The organism is Citreicella sp. C3M06 (assembly GCF_018860705.1).
Classification (GTDB): Bacteria; Pseudomonadota; Alphaproteobacteria; order Rhodobacterales; family Rhodobacteraceae; genus Salipiger.
On the sequence record NZ_JAHKQA010000039.1, the window covers coordinates 14,015 to 28,817 of the forward strand.

Sequence of the window (14,803 nt, forward strand, 5' to 3'; positions counted from 1 at the left end):
AAGTTGGGGCGCAGGTCATTGCAGGTACCGGTCAAGCACGAGGGCCACATGGATCGCCTCACGCGCGGCACCGTCGTGGATCTGATGGCGACAGCTGGTCCCGTCGGCCACGATAAGCGCGTCGGGGGCCGCATCGCGCACCGCCGGAAGAAGCGCGGCCTCGCCCATCTTCATTGACACATCGTAGTTCTTGGCGGCGTAGCCGAACGCACCGGACATGCCGCAGCACGAGCTTTCGATCATCTGCACATCAAGGCCCGGCACCCCGCGCAGCACGGTTTCCACCGCGCCCATGGCGCCAAACGCCTTTTGGTGGCAGTGGCCGTGCACGTGGACGGTCTGCCCGCCCGCATCCCCGACCGGCAGCGTCAGGGTACCCGCCGCGATGTCTTCGGCCAGCAGTTCCTCGAAGATCAGCGCCTTGCCCGCCATGAAGCCGGTTTCCTCGGCAGGCAGCAGGGCGGTCATTTCGTCGCGAAAGGTAAACATGCACGACGGTTCAAGGCCCACGACCCGCGCGCCCGCGTCAACGAAAGGCCGGAGCGCCCCAAGGGTGCGGCGCAGTTCGGCGCGCGCCTCGTCGGTCTGGCCAGACGCCAGATAAGTGCGCCCGCAACACATCGGACGGCGGCTGCTGCCCACGGTGACGCGGTGGATACGGTAGCCCGCCTTCACCAGCACGCGCTCGGCAGCCTCGAGGTTTTCGGATTCGAAGTAGCGGTTAAACGTATCGCCGAACAGCACGATGTCGCGCCCGTCGCCCTTGACGTCCTGCGGCACGGCCGGGGCGCGGTCCTCGACCCAGGGCTTGCGCCATTGGGGCAGCGTGCGTCTGGCCGAGAACCCCAGCCATTGCTCGGACAGTTTCGCCAGGAACGGCAGCTTGTCGCGCAGGTTCACCAGCGGCGCAAGGCGCGCGGCAAACGGTGCATAGCGCGGCATATACGCGATGAGCCGTTCGCGCAGCGGCAACCCGTGGCGCTTGTGATAGTGGTGCAGCACCTCGATCTTCATCCGCGCCATGTCGACCCCGGTGGGGCAGTCGCGCTTGCACCCCTTGCAGGATACGCACAGATCCATGGTTTCCTTCATCTCGGGCGAGGTGAAGGCGTCTTCGCCAAGCTGCCCCGAGATCGCGAGGCGCAGCGTGTTGGCGCGCCCCCGCGTCAGGTGCTGTTCATCGCGCGTGGCGCGGTAGGACGGGCACATGGTGCCGCCCGACAGCTTGCGACAGGTGCCGTTGTTGTTGCACATCTCGACCGCGCCGCCAAAGCCGCCCCAGTCGGACCAATCCAGCGCGGGTTCTGCGGGCAGCTTGGTCTTGTAGCCCGGCTTGAAGCGCATCAAATCGCGGTCATCCATGCGCAGCGGGCGCACGATCTTGCCGGGGTTGAGGCGATTTTCCGGATCGAAACTGTCCTTCACCTGTTCGAAGGCGCGGGTGAGTTCGGCCCCGAACATCGGCTCGACATATTCCGACCGGGAAATCCCGTCGCCATGCTCGCCCGAGAACGAGCCTTTGTATTTGCGCACAAGCTCAGCGGCCTCTTCGGCGATGGCGCGCATGGTTTTGGCGCCTTCCTCGGTCTTCATGTTGAGAATGGGCCGCACGTGCAGACAGCCGACCGAGGCATGGGCGTACCATGTCCCGCGCGTGCCGTGGCGTTCGAACAGATCGGTGATGCCGTCGGTGTAATCGGCGAGATGCTCAAGCGGGACGGCGCAATCCTCGATGAACGACACCGGCTTGCCCTCGGATTTCATCGACATCATGATGTTAAGACACGCCTCGCGCACGCCCCAGACCGCCTTTTGGCGATGCGGCTCGACCACCTCGACCACAGCATCCGCATGGCCGTGATCGGCCATGCACTGGTCCAGCCTTTTGAGATCTCCCTTTAGCGCATCAAGGTCATCGCCCGCAAATTCGCAGAGCAGCAGGCAGTTGGGCGTGCCCTTGGTGATGTCGCTGATGGTACGCACAAACGCGGGGATGTCGGCGCCCATGACCAGCACGTTGTTGTCGACCAGTTCCACCGCGACAGGGCCAAGGGCAACAAGGTGTTGCGTGGTCTCCATGGCGCTGCGGAAATCGGGGAAGTGGCACACGCCCATCACCCGATGCTTGGGCAGGGTCGACAGTTTCAGGGTGACTGCCGTGCTGAGCGCAAGCGTGCCTTCGGAGCCGACCAGCAGCCGCGACAGGTTCGGCTGGGCGGGCAGCAGCTCGTCAAGGTTATAGCCGCCAACACGGCGCTGCACCTTGGGGAAGATCTCGTCGATGCGCTCGCGGTGGGTGTCGGCCAGAGCGGTCAGGTTGCTCATGATCTCGCGCATCCGGGGAGAGGCATTTTCCGACCAATGCGCGGCATCAAGGCGGAAGCTGTCGCCGTCATGCATCAGCCCTTCCATGGCAAGAACGTTGTCCACCGTCTTGCCAAAGCGCAGCGATCGTGCGCCCGACGAGTTGTTGCCGCACATCCCCCCGATGGTGCAGCGCGAGGCGGTCGAAGGTTCCACCGGAAAGAACAGCCCATCCTGACGCGCCCGCTCGTTCAGCGTGTTAAGCACCATGCCGGGGCGCACGGTCACCGTGCGCGCGGCGGCGTCGTAATCCAGCATGTCGTTGAAATGGCGTGACATGTCGAGGATCAGCCCGCGCCCGATGGGCTGGCCGTTCTGCGAGGTGCCGCCGCCGCGGGCGATGACCGGCACGCCATGTTCCGAGGCGATCTGAAGCGCGGCGGCAATGTCGTCGGCGGATTTGGGATAGGCCACGCCGGTCGGCATGATCTGGTAGATCGAAGCATCGGTGGCATAGCGACCACGGGTGAAGGCGCCAAAATCGGTGCCGCCTTCCATGGCTTTGGACAGCGCGCTCTCGAAGGCCTGCGATCGGGCCACGGCACGGGCGGCGGGGGTGGTGCTGCGCTGAGGCATGGGAGCATTCATCTTGTGGCCTCCTTGGATTTTGGCATGAGGGGGGCGGCTCCGGGCCAAAGGCGGCCCGGATGGTATTGATTTTGTAACGTGAAACCCGTGGGTTAGCTGGTTTCAGGCTGCGCGTCGGGGGTGCCGTCTGATGGCGGCTTGCGGCGGATCTGCCCCCAGATGCCGTAGGCCAGCGACACAGCCGACAAGATCAGCAGCGTGCCGGTGATGGGGCGGCTGACCAAGGTCATGATGTCGTGGTCGGCAAGGATCAGGCCCTGGCGCAGGCTCACCTCGGCGATGGGGCCAAGCACCAGCCCGATGATGAAGCTTGCCACCGGCAGACCGTAGCTTTTCAGGAAGAAGCCCACGCCCCCGAAGACCAGCATCACCGCCACATCCGACACGTTGTTGTTCAGCGCGAAGACCCCGGTCATGCAGAGCACCACGATAGCCGGACCGACCAGCTGGTAGGGTGCGCGCAGCACCACGGCAAACAGCCGCGCCGCCCGCAGGCCGAAGACCAGCATCAGGATATTGGCCAGCAGCATGCCGATGAACACCGAATAGACGAGGTCCGAATTGTTCTGCATCAGCATCGGTCCCGGCACGATGCCGTGGATGGTCAGACCGCCGATCATCACCGCGGTGGTGGCAGAGCCGGGGATGCCCAGGGCCAGCAGCGGGATCATCGAGCCGCCTACCGCCGAGTTGTTGCCGGACTCCGGCGCGGCGATGCCCTCGGGCGAGCCCTTGCCGAACAGCTCTGGCTTCTTGGACCACCGAAACGCTTCGGAGTAGCTGATGAAGGCGGCGGTGGTGGCGCCAACGCCGGGCAGGGCGCCGATGATGGTGCCGATGACCGAAGAACGCAACAGCGTGGCCTTGGTGGCCATGAACTCGGCAAAGCTCGGAAGCTGGGTCGAAACCTGAGTCATCTGTTCGCCCTTGGGCGGGCCGTCGGCAAATCGTTGCAGCACCTCGGCAAGGGCGAAAATACCGATGATGGCGGCGATGAAGCTGACCCCGGTCAGCAGCATCATGTTGCCGAAGGTGAACCGCGCGGTCCCGGTCAGCGGATCGAGCCCGATCAGCGCCACCGCAAGGCCCAGAAGCCCGGCGATCAGCCCCTTGACCAGCGAGCCGCCGCCGATCGAGGCGATTGCCGTGATGCCCAGCACCGCAAGGGCGAAATACTCTGCCGGGCCAAATTCCAGCGCAAGGCGCGCCAGCGGCGGGGCCGCGAACATCAGCACCAGCGTGCCAAAGATGCCGCCCACGGCCGAGGCCGCCAGCGCGATCCCCAACGCCTTGCCCGCTTCGCCGCGCTTGGCCATGGGGTAGCCGTCGAGCGAGGTGCAGGCCGCCTCGGGAGAGCCGGGGGTGTTGAACAGGATCGCGGCGATGGAGCCGCCAAAGGTGGACCCAACGTAGACACCGCCAAGCAACAGCATGCCTTCCGTCGGATCAAAGGCAAAGGTGAAGGGGATGAGCAGCGCCACGCCCACGATGCCGGTCAGGCCGGGGACGGCGCCAAAAACGATGCCCCAGATCACGCTGAACAGGATCAGCAGAAAGCTCATGGGATTGCCGACCATATACCCGGCGGCGGAAACGAATGCGTCTAGCATGGGATTCTCCGGTGCTGGGGCGGCTTAGTAAAGCGCCTGGCTGAGATCGTAAAAGATGCCTGTGCCCCGGGGCAGCGACAGCGACAGCCCATAGCTGAAGAAGGCCGCCAGAAGCAGGGTGAAGGCGGGGGCGAAGAGCAGCTTCGCCAGCGTGTTACGGTAAGGAAGGATAAAGGATCCGGCCCAGAGGAAGACCAGCGTTGCCAGCAGAAAGCCGACGTATTGCAGCGCAAAGAAGTAGCCGATGATCAGCGCGCCGGTCACGATCAGCCGCGTGTAATAGCCTTGCGGCACGTAGGCCTCGAGTTCTTCATCAAGCGTGCGCGGCCCGCCGGAGGGCGCGGCGATCAGCCCCGCCACCTTTTGCGCCAGATGGATGGCACAGCAGATCCCGAGCGCCCCGAACACCATCTTCGGCCACATGTCGCTGTCGACCTGAGCGTAGCGTTTCGACACGGGTAGCGCATCGGAAGTGAACCAGAGCGCGACGGACGCGATGGTCATGGCCGCGAAGACGACCACTTCGGACAGTTTGTAGAGCATGTCGCCAGCCCCTCCCCAGGCTGGGGCGGACCCATGGGCCCGCCACGCCGATAAGATCAGTAGCCGAGCTGGTTCATGATGGTGCTGTAGGTCTCCACTTCCTTGTCGAGGAAGGTTTTGAACGCGTCCGGCCCCATGAACTCGGACCGGTACTGAAGCGCGCTGTCGGCCTCGACCTTCTTGTAGCCCTCATCGGCGGCGGCGTCCTTGAACAGCGACACCAGTGTGTCGATCTGCGCCGCGTCGGTGCTGGGGCGAATGCCGAAACCACGCCAGCGGCCCAGCGTCACATCATAGCCAAGCTCGGCGGCGGTGGGCACATTGGGCAGTTCTTCGAGCCGTTCGTCCGAGAACAGCACGATGGGGATGAGATCGCCGGATTCGATCAGCCCGCGGGTCGGGCCGTATTCCTCGTACATCATGTCGAGGTGCCCCCCGAGCGTGTTCGACACCATCTCGGCGGCGCCAAAGGGCACGGTGCCCAGCTCGATCCCCGCCTCTTCGTTGAACAGGCCGATCAGCGCGTCGTCAAAGCCCGCCGAGCCGGTCACCCCGACCTTGAGGCCACCCGGCTCTTCGGCCTCAGCGGCGAGCACGTCGTCGAGGCTGCGAATGTCGCTGTCCTTGGAGACCAGCAGTAGGCCCTGATCGTACTGGATGCGGACCAGCGGCTGCACGTTCGACAAATCGATCCGGCCAAGCGCGTGGTTGATCACGTCATCGGGGCTGAGCGACACCAGAGTGTAGCCGTTGGCCGGACGCTGCATGAAGGTGACGAAGGCGGGAACGCCGCCGCCGCCGGTGATCGAGATCGGAACAAAGCTCTGGCCGGTGGCCTCCTGCATCGGCTCGGAGATGGCGCGGATAAAGCGGTCGGTGCCGCCGCCGGGGCCATACTGGTGGATGATCTCCACCGTGCGCTCGGGGTAGTCACTGGCAAGTGCGGGCGTGGCTGTTGTCGCGACGGCGGCGATCAGGGCGATGCCGCGCATGGGCCGTCCTACGGGTGTCATGGTCTCTCCTCCCATAATGATGTCGGTCGCCGCCCCTCCTCCGTGGCGCGGTCGGCCTCTACCCGGCGCCGACGCCGGGTATGCGGTGCCCGGCTGGCGGGCACAAAAGGCTTTGGCTCACTCGGCTGCGAGTGGCTCGTAAGCGGTCTGTTCCAATTCCGCCATGGCTGCGGCGACGCCGCCCTGGTTGTGCGGAACCCCGGCCTTGCGCAGGCCAAGTTCCACCCCCGTCAGGGTGCCGGCCAAGGTCAGATCATTGATGTCACCGAGGTGGCCGATGCGAAAGACCCTATCGGCCACTTTGGACAGGCCATTGCCGAGCGAGATGTCGTAATGGCGCAAAGCGCTTGCGCGGAAGGCATCGGCGCTGTGCCCTTCGGGCATAAGCACCGCTGTCAGCACGCCCGATTCCTGCCCCTGCTGCGCACAAAGCACCTCGAGCCCCCAGTGGCGCACCGCCGTGCGGGTGGCAGCACCATGACGCTGATGACGGGCAAAGACGTTGTCCAGCCCTTCTTCGTGCAGCATCGCGATGGCCTCGTTGAGGCCGTAAAGCATGTTGGTTCCGGGGGTGTAGGGGAAGTAGCCGGTTGGATTGATCGCGGCCATTTCCTGCCAATCCCAGTAGGAGCGGCGCATGCCGTTGCTCTTGGAATACTCAAAGGCCTTCTGGCTCACCGCGTTGAACGACAGACCGGGGGGCAGCATCAGGCCCTTCTGCGAGCCGGAGACGGCAACGTCCACGCCCCATTCATCGAACCGGAAGTCGATCGAAGCCAGACCCGAGATCGTGTCGACCATCAGAAGCGCCGGATGGCCCGCCGCGTCGATGGCCTGCCGCACCTGCGCGATGGGCGAGACGGACCCGGTCGAAGTCTCGTTATGGACCACGCAGACCGCCTTGATCTCATGAGCGCTGTCCGCGCGCAAGCGCGCCTCGATGCGATCGGGATCGGCCCCGCCGCGCCAGTCGCCTTCGATGAACTCGGCGTTCACGCCGAGCTTGGCCGCCATCTTCTTCCACAGCGTCGCGAAATGGCCGGTTTCGTACATCAGAACCTTGTCGCCCTCAGCCAGGGTGTTGACCAGGGCCGCCTCCCAAGCGCCAGTGCCGGACGAGGGGTAGATGAAGACATGTTGATCCGTCTTGAAGATCGTCTTCATCCCCGAAAGCGCCGCCTTGCCAACATCGGCAAAATCCGGGCCGCGGTGGTCCATGGTCTGCGCCGAGATCGCGCGCAACACCCGGTCGGGCACCGGGCTTGGCCCGGGGATCTGAAGGAAATGGCGTCCTGCCCTGTGTGTCATGTTGTGTCCTCCCTGACGCCGCAGGCGGGCAAGACCCCTCTGCGGCAATATGAATTATGAATGCATTTTCATCAGCGAGGTGTCAACTGATAAGATTCTTCCCCAATCCTGCGGAAAAATGCTAAGACTGCTTCCCACTTGTCCTGCAATGGTAATAATGAAAAATTATGCATGCACAAATAGGTCGCACAGACCAGCCGTTCGCGGAACCGGCGCTTCATAGGGGTACCCAGAGATGACCACAGCTCTTTCGACACCGACGCCCTTCCGCCGCAAATCCCTGCACGCGGAGCTGACCGACGCGATCCGCAACCAGATCGTAAATGGCGATCTCGCCCCCGGCATCCGGGTGCCGGAAAAGGATCTTTGCACCTTTTACGGCGTGTCCCGCACGCCGCTGCGCGAGGCGCTCAAAGTGCTGGCCACCGAAGGGCTGCTGTCACTGGAGCCGAACCGGGGCGCATGGGTCAGCCGCATCACGCCCGAGGATCTCGACGAGGTGTTCCCGGTCATGGGCGCACTCGAGGCGCTTTCCGGAGAACTGGCCTGCAAGCACATCAGCGACGCCGAAATCGGCCATATCCGGGTGCTGCACCGGCAGATGCTGAAACATTACGAGAAGCGCGAACTGGCGAAGTATTTCGAGGTGAACCAGCAGATCCACGAGGCGATCCTGAACGCCGCCCGCAACGAGACGCTGGCCACGCAGTACCGTTCACTCGCCGCGCGGGTGCGGAGAGCGCGCTACGTTGCGAACATGACGCAAGAACGCTGGGCGCAGGCGACGGACGAGCACGAGCAGATCATGGATTGCCTCGAGACCCGGGATGGCGAACGGCTGTCTTATGTGCTCAAGCTCCATCTCGAGAACAAGCTCGAGACAGTGCGCCAATGGCTGCAAGACAATCACGACCCGGCCTGACCGCCGCCCCCACGCCAACATCGGCATCCCGCCGATGCCGCTGGTGTTTGCAACCGGTACACCGAGACCGTGGGTCCACCGGCAAATCCCCTTGATAGTAAAACTCATAATCTTGATTCTAGGAAACAGCCTTCGCGAAGCGGGGCGTTGATCATGTTACCACCCTCGTCGGCATCGATGTGCCAAGGTGAGTCTGCGATGATCCACAAAGGAGGAGGGTCAGATCATCAATGCCCAGTGACGCCGCCATCTCTTTGCCATCCTTTCATCGAAAAGAGCGGCCTAGACCCGTTCCGAACACGCCAAAGGCAAATTTCGAAAAGCCAATGAACCGCGTACCGCGAGCCGACGCGTTGCATTGCAAATGCGCGGCCCATGGCGGACCGCGCATTCCTTGAGCTCTAGTTGAAACCCAGCATCATGCGCGTTGTTTCGGCGAGGTCTTCAACCGCTTCGCGCGGGTCCGCGCCCTCGACAACCTTCAGCAGGTCGGCCGCGATGACGTCGGTGACGGCAACACCTTCGGCGCCGGGATAGGCATACCAGGGGCCTGCATATTGCGCGACCTGCGCGTGCGCGACACGGGCGTTGGGGTTCTGGGCGTAGAAGTCCCCTAGATAGCTGTCATCTTCGACAACCAGCGCATTGGTGGGGGCATAGCCGGTGGTCTCGACGATGATCTTCTGGGCGTCGGGGCTGGTGACAAACGCGATGTAGTCCCATGCCGCCTGCTGCTTTTCCGCGTCGTCGGTCAGCATCACGATGCCCGACCCGCCGGTGGGCAGATAGACGTCTTCGTCCGCCGCTACGATCGGCATCGGCACCACCGTCATGTCAAAGCGCTCGCCCGCACCCTCGGCAAAGCGCGCCATGAGCGAGGAGCTTTCGAACATGATGCCCAGCGTGCCAGCGGGAAAGGCCTGACGCGCGTCGTTCTCGCTCATGGTGGACATACCCGCTTCGGATGCGAAACGACCATAGATCGTGGCGGCGGCCACGCCCGCGTCGCTGTCGAAGGTTATATCGCTTTCATCGGCAGTCATCGGGCGACCGCCGTGCGCTCCGAGGAATGACTGAAAGCGCCAGTCATGAGGCGAAACCCAAACACCCTCGATGGTGGCGTCCAGCGCGTCGATCTTGGCAGCCAGCTCGATGATACCGTCGTAATCGGTGGGAAAATCCTCCATCGAACCGCCCGCGCGTGCGACCAGGTCGGGATTGACGTAGGCGACCAGCGTCGAGGCCGAAGTGCCAAGGGCGTATTGCGTGTCTTCAAAGCGCCCCAGTGAGAGCAGAGCGCCGGTATATCCGACGGCCTCGGGGTCTTCGGGCAGAAAATGGTCCAGCGGTTGCGCAAGGCTTCGCGCTTCAAGCACGCGCCACAGGTTCAGGCCAACCCAAGCCACGTCCGGCGCCGTACCAGCGACGGATTCGCGCAGCAGCCGCTGCACGCCTTCGGCATAGCCTTCGGCCGGGCCGTCCAGTTCGATGGTGATGTCGGGGTTCGCTGCCATGAAGGCATCGGCCAGCGCGGCCTGCGTGTCGGCCCAGATCGTGGGGATCGCGTAGTGCACGCGCAGCGTGGTGTCAGCGGCCGCGGACCCGGCAACCAGTGCAAGGCCGAGCGCGAGAATGGAACGGTTCATAACTGTCTCCTGAGATGTTCAGTCAATGGGGATCAAAGAGCAGGACGGGCGGTGTGCCGCCTCTTGGTTTTGTGTGGGGGCGGCTTCATCCCTTGAGGCCGGTGTTGGCCAGGCCTTGGGTAAAGCGGCGCTGGCTTAGCAAAAACGCCAGCACCAGCGGCGCGGTCACCAGCACGGCCCCCGCCATCAGGGGGCCCGGCGCATCACCGCTTTCGGCGTCGCGAAAGAACAGGATGCCGCGCGGCGGGGTGGCCAGCTGCGGATCGGTGGTGGCGATCATCGGCCAGAACAGATCGTTCCAGTGGGCGGTGACCGAAAAGATCGCAAAGGCGATCACTGTGGGCATCGCCAGCGGAAAGGCGATGCGCCATGCGATGGCCATTTCGCCCATGCCATCGACGCGGGCGGCATCGATCAGGTCTCGGGGAATGCGGGCAAAGGCCTGACGCAACAGGAACAAGCCAAAGGCCGTCGCGGTGAAGGGAAGGATCAGTGCGGTGTAGGAGTTCAGCCAGCCCAGCTGCGCCAGCCCCAGAAAGATCGGGATCGCCGTCACATGAAAGGGCGCCAGCAGCGCTGCGAGGATGGCCGCAAACAACACTCCGCGCCCACGAAACCTGCGATGCGCGAGCGCATAGGCGCAGGGCACCGAGACCAGCAATTGCAGCACAAGGATGCCACCGGTCACGAGTGCTCCGTTCAGGAGATAGCGCGGGATCGCGGTCTGGGTGATCGCCTGCCAGTAGTTCGCAAGTGTCGGCGCGCGCGGCAGCAAGGTAACCGAGGAGGTAAAGATCTCGGCCTGCGGTTTGAGCGAAACCGACACCATCCAGATGAAGGGCAGCAGCACAACCACCGCGCCAAGGGCCAGAAGCCCAAGCAAAACCATGCGTTTCATCGGTAATGCACTTTCCGTTCGATGACCCAGATCTGCAGCGCGGTCAGCAACAGCAGCGCGAGGAAAAACACCACGGTGATGGCGCTGGCATAGCCTGCCTTGAAGTAGACAAAACCCTCGCGGTAGAGCGCATAGACAATGGTGTCCGAGGCAAAGGCCGGCCCACCCTTGGTCAGCGTCGCGACCGTTTCGAACACGCGAAAGGCGCTGGCTGCGGTTACCACCATCACAAACAAGGTTGTCGGGCCAAGCATCGGCCAGGTGACCAGCCAAAAGCGCGCCCAGCCGCTGGTGGCGCCGTCGACCTCGGCGGCATCATAAAGGGAGGGCTGAATGGCGGCGAGCCCGGCCAGAAACAGCACCATGTTGTAGCCAACGCTCTGCCAGATGCCGATTGCGGACAGCGTATACAACACAAGGCCGCGATCGCTCAGCCACAGGGGCGCGGGCAGTCCAAGCGCGCTGGACCACGTGTTGACCAACCCCAGCGAGGGGTGCAGCAGCATCTGCCACGACACCGCCATGGCCACTAGCGTGGCGGCGACGGGCAGAAAATACACCGCCTTGAGCATTTCGGAAACGCGCGGCAGGCTGCGCGCCAGCGCGTGCAGGCCCAAGGCCACCAGCAGCCCCAGCCCAACCGAGGCGGGAATGACGATCGACACATAGGTCAGTGTATTGAGGATCGCGTTGCGGCCCATCCGCGACCCAAAAAGCTGTGCGAAATTGTCCAGCCCGACCCAGCCGATGCCCGGCGCGCCGATCTGATAGTTGGTAAAGGCCAGCACAAAGACCACAGCCACCGGCAGAAAGACACACAGCACCAGCGCCAGCGCTGCCGGGCCGGTCAGCAAGAGGGTGGACATGCTTTCGCGCATATTCATGCCTTGATTTCCTTGCGAAGGCCGGTGGCCGCGTCAAAGCAATGCAGCCGCGCCGCCTGAGCGCCAAAGCGCATCTTGGTTCCCTGCGGTGGCAAGGACGCAGTGCCTTCGGTCACGGCCAGCAGTTCGGCTCCTGCGTCGGTGCGCAGTCGCAGCAGGGTTTCCTCGCCGTGGAAGGCAGCATTTGTCAAAGTTGCAAGCAGCGCGCCGTTTGGATCGGCCTGCAACGCTTCGGGGCGGATCCCGATGTCATCCTGCATCCCGCGCGGGTGAAACGAGGCAGCCTCAACACCGGGCGGCAGGATGTTCATCCGGTGGGCGCCGATAAAGCGGGCGACCTCGCGGTTGGCAGGCCTGTGGTAGATGTCCGCCGCCGAGGCGCATTGCGCCACGCGGCCTGCGATCATCACCACGATCCGGTCGGCCATCGACAGCGCATCCGTCTGATCGTGGGTGACCAGCAAAAAGGCGTGGCCGGTGCGGCGATGCAAGTCGCGGATTTCTTCGCGGGTGCTGTGGCGCAGGGCGGTGTCGAGGTTCGACAGCGGCTCGTCCAGCAAAAAGGCCGACGGATCGCGCACCAACGCGCGCGCCAATGCAACGCGCTGTTGCTGGCCGCCGGATAGCTGGCCTGGCCTGCGCTCTAGCAGGCCGTCCAGCCGCAGCATCTGCGCGACGCTTTGGGTGCGGGCGTTGATCTCGGACTCGGCTTTGCGAACCTGCCCACTCAGCAGGCCCGCACCGGGCAGTCGCGCGGCGGCGCTGAGGCGCGTTTGACGCAACGGCGTTGCAATGTTCTGCCGAACGCTCAGATGCGGATACAGCGCATAGCTTTGGAACATCAGCGCAATGTTGCGTGCAGCGGGGCGCAGGTCGGTCACGTCGACGCCATCCATCAAGACCTTGCCGCTGCTGGGCCGTTCCAGCCCCGCCAGCATCCGCAGGGTTGTGGATTTTCCCGACCCGGACGCGCCCAGCAGGGCCACAAACTCACCGGCGAAAAGATCCAGCGAAAAATCCGACACGACCGTGGTGTCGCCAAAGCGCTTGGAGACGTTGCAGAGCGACAAGGCAGGCTTATCCGCGCGGGGTCGACAGTGTAAGATTTCGGTCATTTCAATCGGCCGCGATCATCGGCAAATCGGCCAGCAGGCGGGCCAGCGTGGCCTCGACGGCGGCTGCGGCGTCGGCGGTGTGATACACACCATCCAACTGCGCGGCCCCGGCCACGCCAACCACGGGTTTGTCGAAATGCAGGCCATAGGCAACCTCGGTCAGGGTGCCTGGCGAATTGCCCACGGCCACCAGCACCCGCGCCGCACGCACTATGATGATGTTGCGCACCTCGTTCAGCCCGGTGGTCAGCGGCACCGCGACATAGGGGTTGGCCTCTTGTGGATCGATGCCGGGCAGAATGCCGATTGGCAGCCCGCCTGCATCAAGCGCGCCCTTGCAGGCGGCCTCCATCACGCCACCGCGGCCACCGCAGATCACCGTCAGGCCCAAGGCACCAAAGGCTGCGCCAACGGCCTCGGCAGCTTCGATCTGCGCGGCTGTGGCATTGCGAGGGCCAATGATGCCGACAACCAATTGCTGCAATGGGCGGGTGCGGGCCAGAGCTGTAAGAACCTCAAACGCGGTGACAGGGGTGGTATCCTCGGCGTTTTTCGGGAGCGCCGCGCCCTTGGCGCGCCACGCCCATTGACTGCCGCTAAGCTCATTCTGACCTAGAAAAAACCGACCATCTTCGCTGCGGGAGAAGCTTTCTTGCATTGCGGCGTGCCTTCGTTCGTGTAAACTTTCTTCCACCTGATGGATGATAATTTACACAGTTTTATGACAGATACGCAGTCCACCGAAGATTTATCGTCGCGCCAAAGCGTGGTCTTGAGCCGCGTTTTGAGCTCGGGCTTTGTGACGATTGAGGCACTGGCCGAAGAGTTCGGCGTCTCGGCGCAGACCGTGCGCCGCGACATCATCACGCTGGCCGAAAAAGGGCTGTTGCAGCGCTTTCACGGTGGCGCTGGACCGGTAGGCCCGGCAGAGGCCGCGCGGCTGGACCACGCGGCCAAGCGCGATGTGGCACGGGTCGAAAAGCAGGTGGTCGGGGAACGCGCGGCCGCCGCCATCCCGGACGGGGCCAGCATTTTTCTGGACGTGGGCACCACCATCGAATGCTGCGCCGCGCGGTTGGCGCAGCGGGCGGGCTTTCGGATCTTCACCACCAGCATCCGCACGGCGCTGTTGTTCGACCCCGACGCGCATGAGGTCAACGTCATCGGGGGGCGGATGTCTGGCCGCGATGGCTCCCTCACCGGAGAGGAGGTGATCCTGCGGCTGCACGACCTCCAGATCGACATCGCGCTGATCGCTTGTTCGGCGGTGGACGATAACGCGAGGGTGATGGACTTCAACACCTCCAAGATCGCGGTCAAAAAGGCGGCAATGAACGCTGCCGCGGCCTCGTACCTGCTTTGCACGACAAGCAAGTTCGGACGAACGGCCCTTTCGACGATCGCTCCGATCAGCCGTTTTCAGTTGGTTATTACCGAAGCGGAAACGTCGTAGGTCCTAGGCCGCGGATTTCTCCCGCCCTTGCACGCCTTCACTCCGGCCCGCGAAGGTTTGGCGTAATCAGGCAAGGGCCGCTCTGCGCCGGAGGTGCTGCTCAGAAAATATTCGTCTGATGGTCGATTCTAACCCCGCGCGTCTGTGCCGATGGGCAGGGTCAGGCCAAACGCCTGCTCGTCGTCTACGGAACCTTGTCCCAGAACGGGCCTTTCGTGGATGCGCTTCGGCGAGGGCGGCGGTGTAGGTCGCGTGGGTTGAATGCGAGCCGTAATCGGTGATCGCCGCATGTTGGCGCAGGCGGTCAGGTGGCGGGCGGCGCGGCCCTTGCGTTGGCGGGTCAGGGCAAAACCGATCATCGCGCGCCACAGCGCGATCGGATACGACGTCTCGATTGCCATGCATTATCGCGATGGCGCAACCGGCCCGTCATCGCGAAACAGCCGGATAATCCCAGCT

13 protein-coding genes are annotated in these 14,803 nt (G+C 63.8%); 2 read left to right on the forward strand and 11 right to left on the reverse strand.

Going from position 1 to position 14,803, the window contains the following annotated elements:
* Positions 1 to 15: 15 nt before the first annotated feature.
* From KO516_RS07860 to KO516_RS07880, 5 genes are all read right to left on the reverse strand, one after another.
* A complete protein-coding gene (locus KO516_RS07860; protein ID WP_216003243.1) occupies positions 16 to 2,952 on the reverse strand; it encodes an FAD-binding and (Fe-S)-binding domain-containing protein in 2,937 nt (978 codons plus the stop codon).
* A 92-nt stretch (positions 2,953 to 3,044) separates the two neighbouring features.
* Positions 3,045 to 4,562 carry a tripartite tricarboxylate transporter permease gene (locus tag KO516_RS07865; RefSeq protein WP_216003244.1) on the reverse strand — a complete coding sequence of 506 codons (1,518 nt, stop codon included), beginning with the start codon at positions 4,560 to 4,562 and terminating at the stop codon, positions 3,045 to 3,047.
* 24 nt (positions 4,563 to 4,586) lie between these two features.
* Complete coding sequence (locus tag KO516_RS07870; protein ID WP_216003245.1) at positions 4,587 to 5,105, reverse strand: tripartite tricarboxylate transporter TctB family protein; 519 nt, start codon at positions 5,103 to 5,105, stop codon at positions 4,587 to 4,589.
* Between the two features lie 56 nt (positions 5,106 to 5,161).
* Positions 5,162 to 6,118, reverse strand: a complete 957-nt coding sequence (locus KO516_RS07875) for a tripartite tricarboxylate transporter substrate binding protein (RefSeq protein WP_252737473.1) — start codon at positions 6,116 to 6,118, stop codon at positions 5,162 to 5,164.
* A gap of 117 nt (positions 6,119 to 6,235) precedes the next feature.
* Positions 6,236 to 7,426 carry an alanine--glyoxylate aminotransferase family protein gene (locus KO516_RS07880; RefSeq protein WP_216003246.1) on the reverse strand — a complete coding sequence of 397 codons (1,191 nt, stop codon included), beginning with the start codon at positions 7,424 to 7,426 and terminating at the stop codon, positions 6,236 to 6,238.
* A 235-nt stretch (positions 7,427 to 7,661) separates the two neighbouring features.
* On the opposite strand from KO516_RS07880, the gene KO516_RS07885 reads away from it, so the two are divergent.
* Positions 7,662 to 8,348 carry a GntR family transcriptional regulator gene (locus KO516_RS07885; RefSeq protein ID WP_216003247.1) on the forward strand — a complete coding sequence of 229 codons (687 nt, stop codon included), beginning with the start codon at positions 7,662 to 7,664 and terminating at the stop codon, positions 8,346 to 8,348.
* A 401-nt stretch (positions 8,349 to 8,749) separates the two neighbouring features.
* Here the strand turns inward: KO516_RS07885 and KO516_RS07890 are convergent, their stop codons facing one another.
* From KO516_RS07890 to KO516_RS07910, 5 genes are all read right to left on the reverse strand, one after another.
* Positions 8,750 to 9,994: an extracellular solute-binding protein gene (locus tag KO516_RS07890; RefSeq protein WP_216003248.1), complete on the reverse strand. Its 1,245-nt coding sequence runs from the start codon at positions 9,992 to 9,994 to the stop codon at positions 8,750 to 8,752.
* Positions 9,995 to 10,079: 85 nt separating this feature from the next.
* Positions 10,080 to 10,892, reverse strand: a complete 813-nt coding sequence (locus KO516_RS07895; protein WP_216003249.1) for a carbohydrate ABC transporter permease — start codon at positions 10,890 to 10,892, stop codon at positions 10,080 to 10,082.
* The gene (locus tag KO516_RS07900) at positions 10,889 to 11,776 is read right to left on the reverse strand and encodes a carbohydrate ABC transporter permease (protein ID WP_216003250.1); all 888 of its coding nucleotides are present in this window, start codon (positions 11,774 to 11,776) and stop codon (positions 10,889 to 10,891) included. The genes KO516_RS07895 and KO516_RS07900 overlap by 4 nt, the downstream gene beginning before the upstream one ends.
* A complete protein-coding gene (locus KO516_RS07905) occupies positions 11,773 to 12,846 on the reverse strand; it encodes an ABC transporter ATP-binding protein (RefSeq protein ID WP_216003251.1) in 1,074 nt (357 codons plus the stop codon). Before KO516_RS07905 ends, KO516_RS07900 begins: the two co-directional genes overlap by 4 nt.
* Before the next feature lie 46 nt (positions 12,847 to 12,892).
* Positions 12,893 to 13,549 carry a TIGR00725 family protein gene (locus KO516_RS07910; protein WP_216003252.1) on the reverse strand — a complete coding sequence of 219 codons (657 nt, stop codon included), beginning with the start codon at positions 13,547 to 13,549 and terminating at the stop codon, positions 12,893 to 12,895.
* A 63-nt stretch (positions 13,550 to 13,612) separates the two neighbouring features.
* Here KO516_RS07910 and KO516_RS07915 point away from each other — a divergent pair, with 63 nt between their 5' ends.
* Entirely contained in the window at positions 13,613 to 14,344 is a 732-nt protein-coding gene (locus KO516_RS07915) for a DeoR/GlpR family DNA-binding transcription regulator (protein ID WP_216003253.1), read from the forward strand.
* 128 nt (positions 14,345 to 14,472) lie between these two features.
* Here KO516_RS07915 and KO516_RS07920 read toward each other — a convergent pair whose 3' ends face one another.
* The gene (locus tag KO516_RS07920) at positions 14,473 to 14,745 is read right to left on the reverse strand and encodes a hypothetical protein (RefSeq protein ID WP_216003254.1); all 273 of its coding nucleotides are present in this window, start codon (positions 14,743 to 14,745) and stop codon (positions 14,473 to 14,475) included.
* Between the last annotated feature and the right edge of the window lie 58 nt (positions 14,746 to 14,803).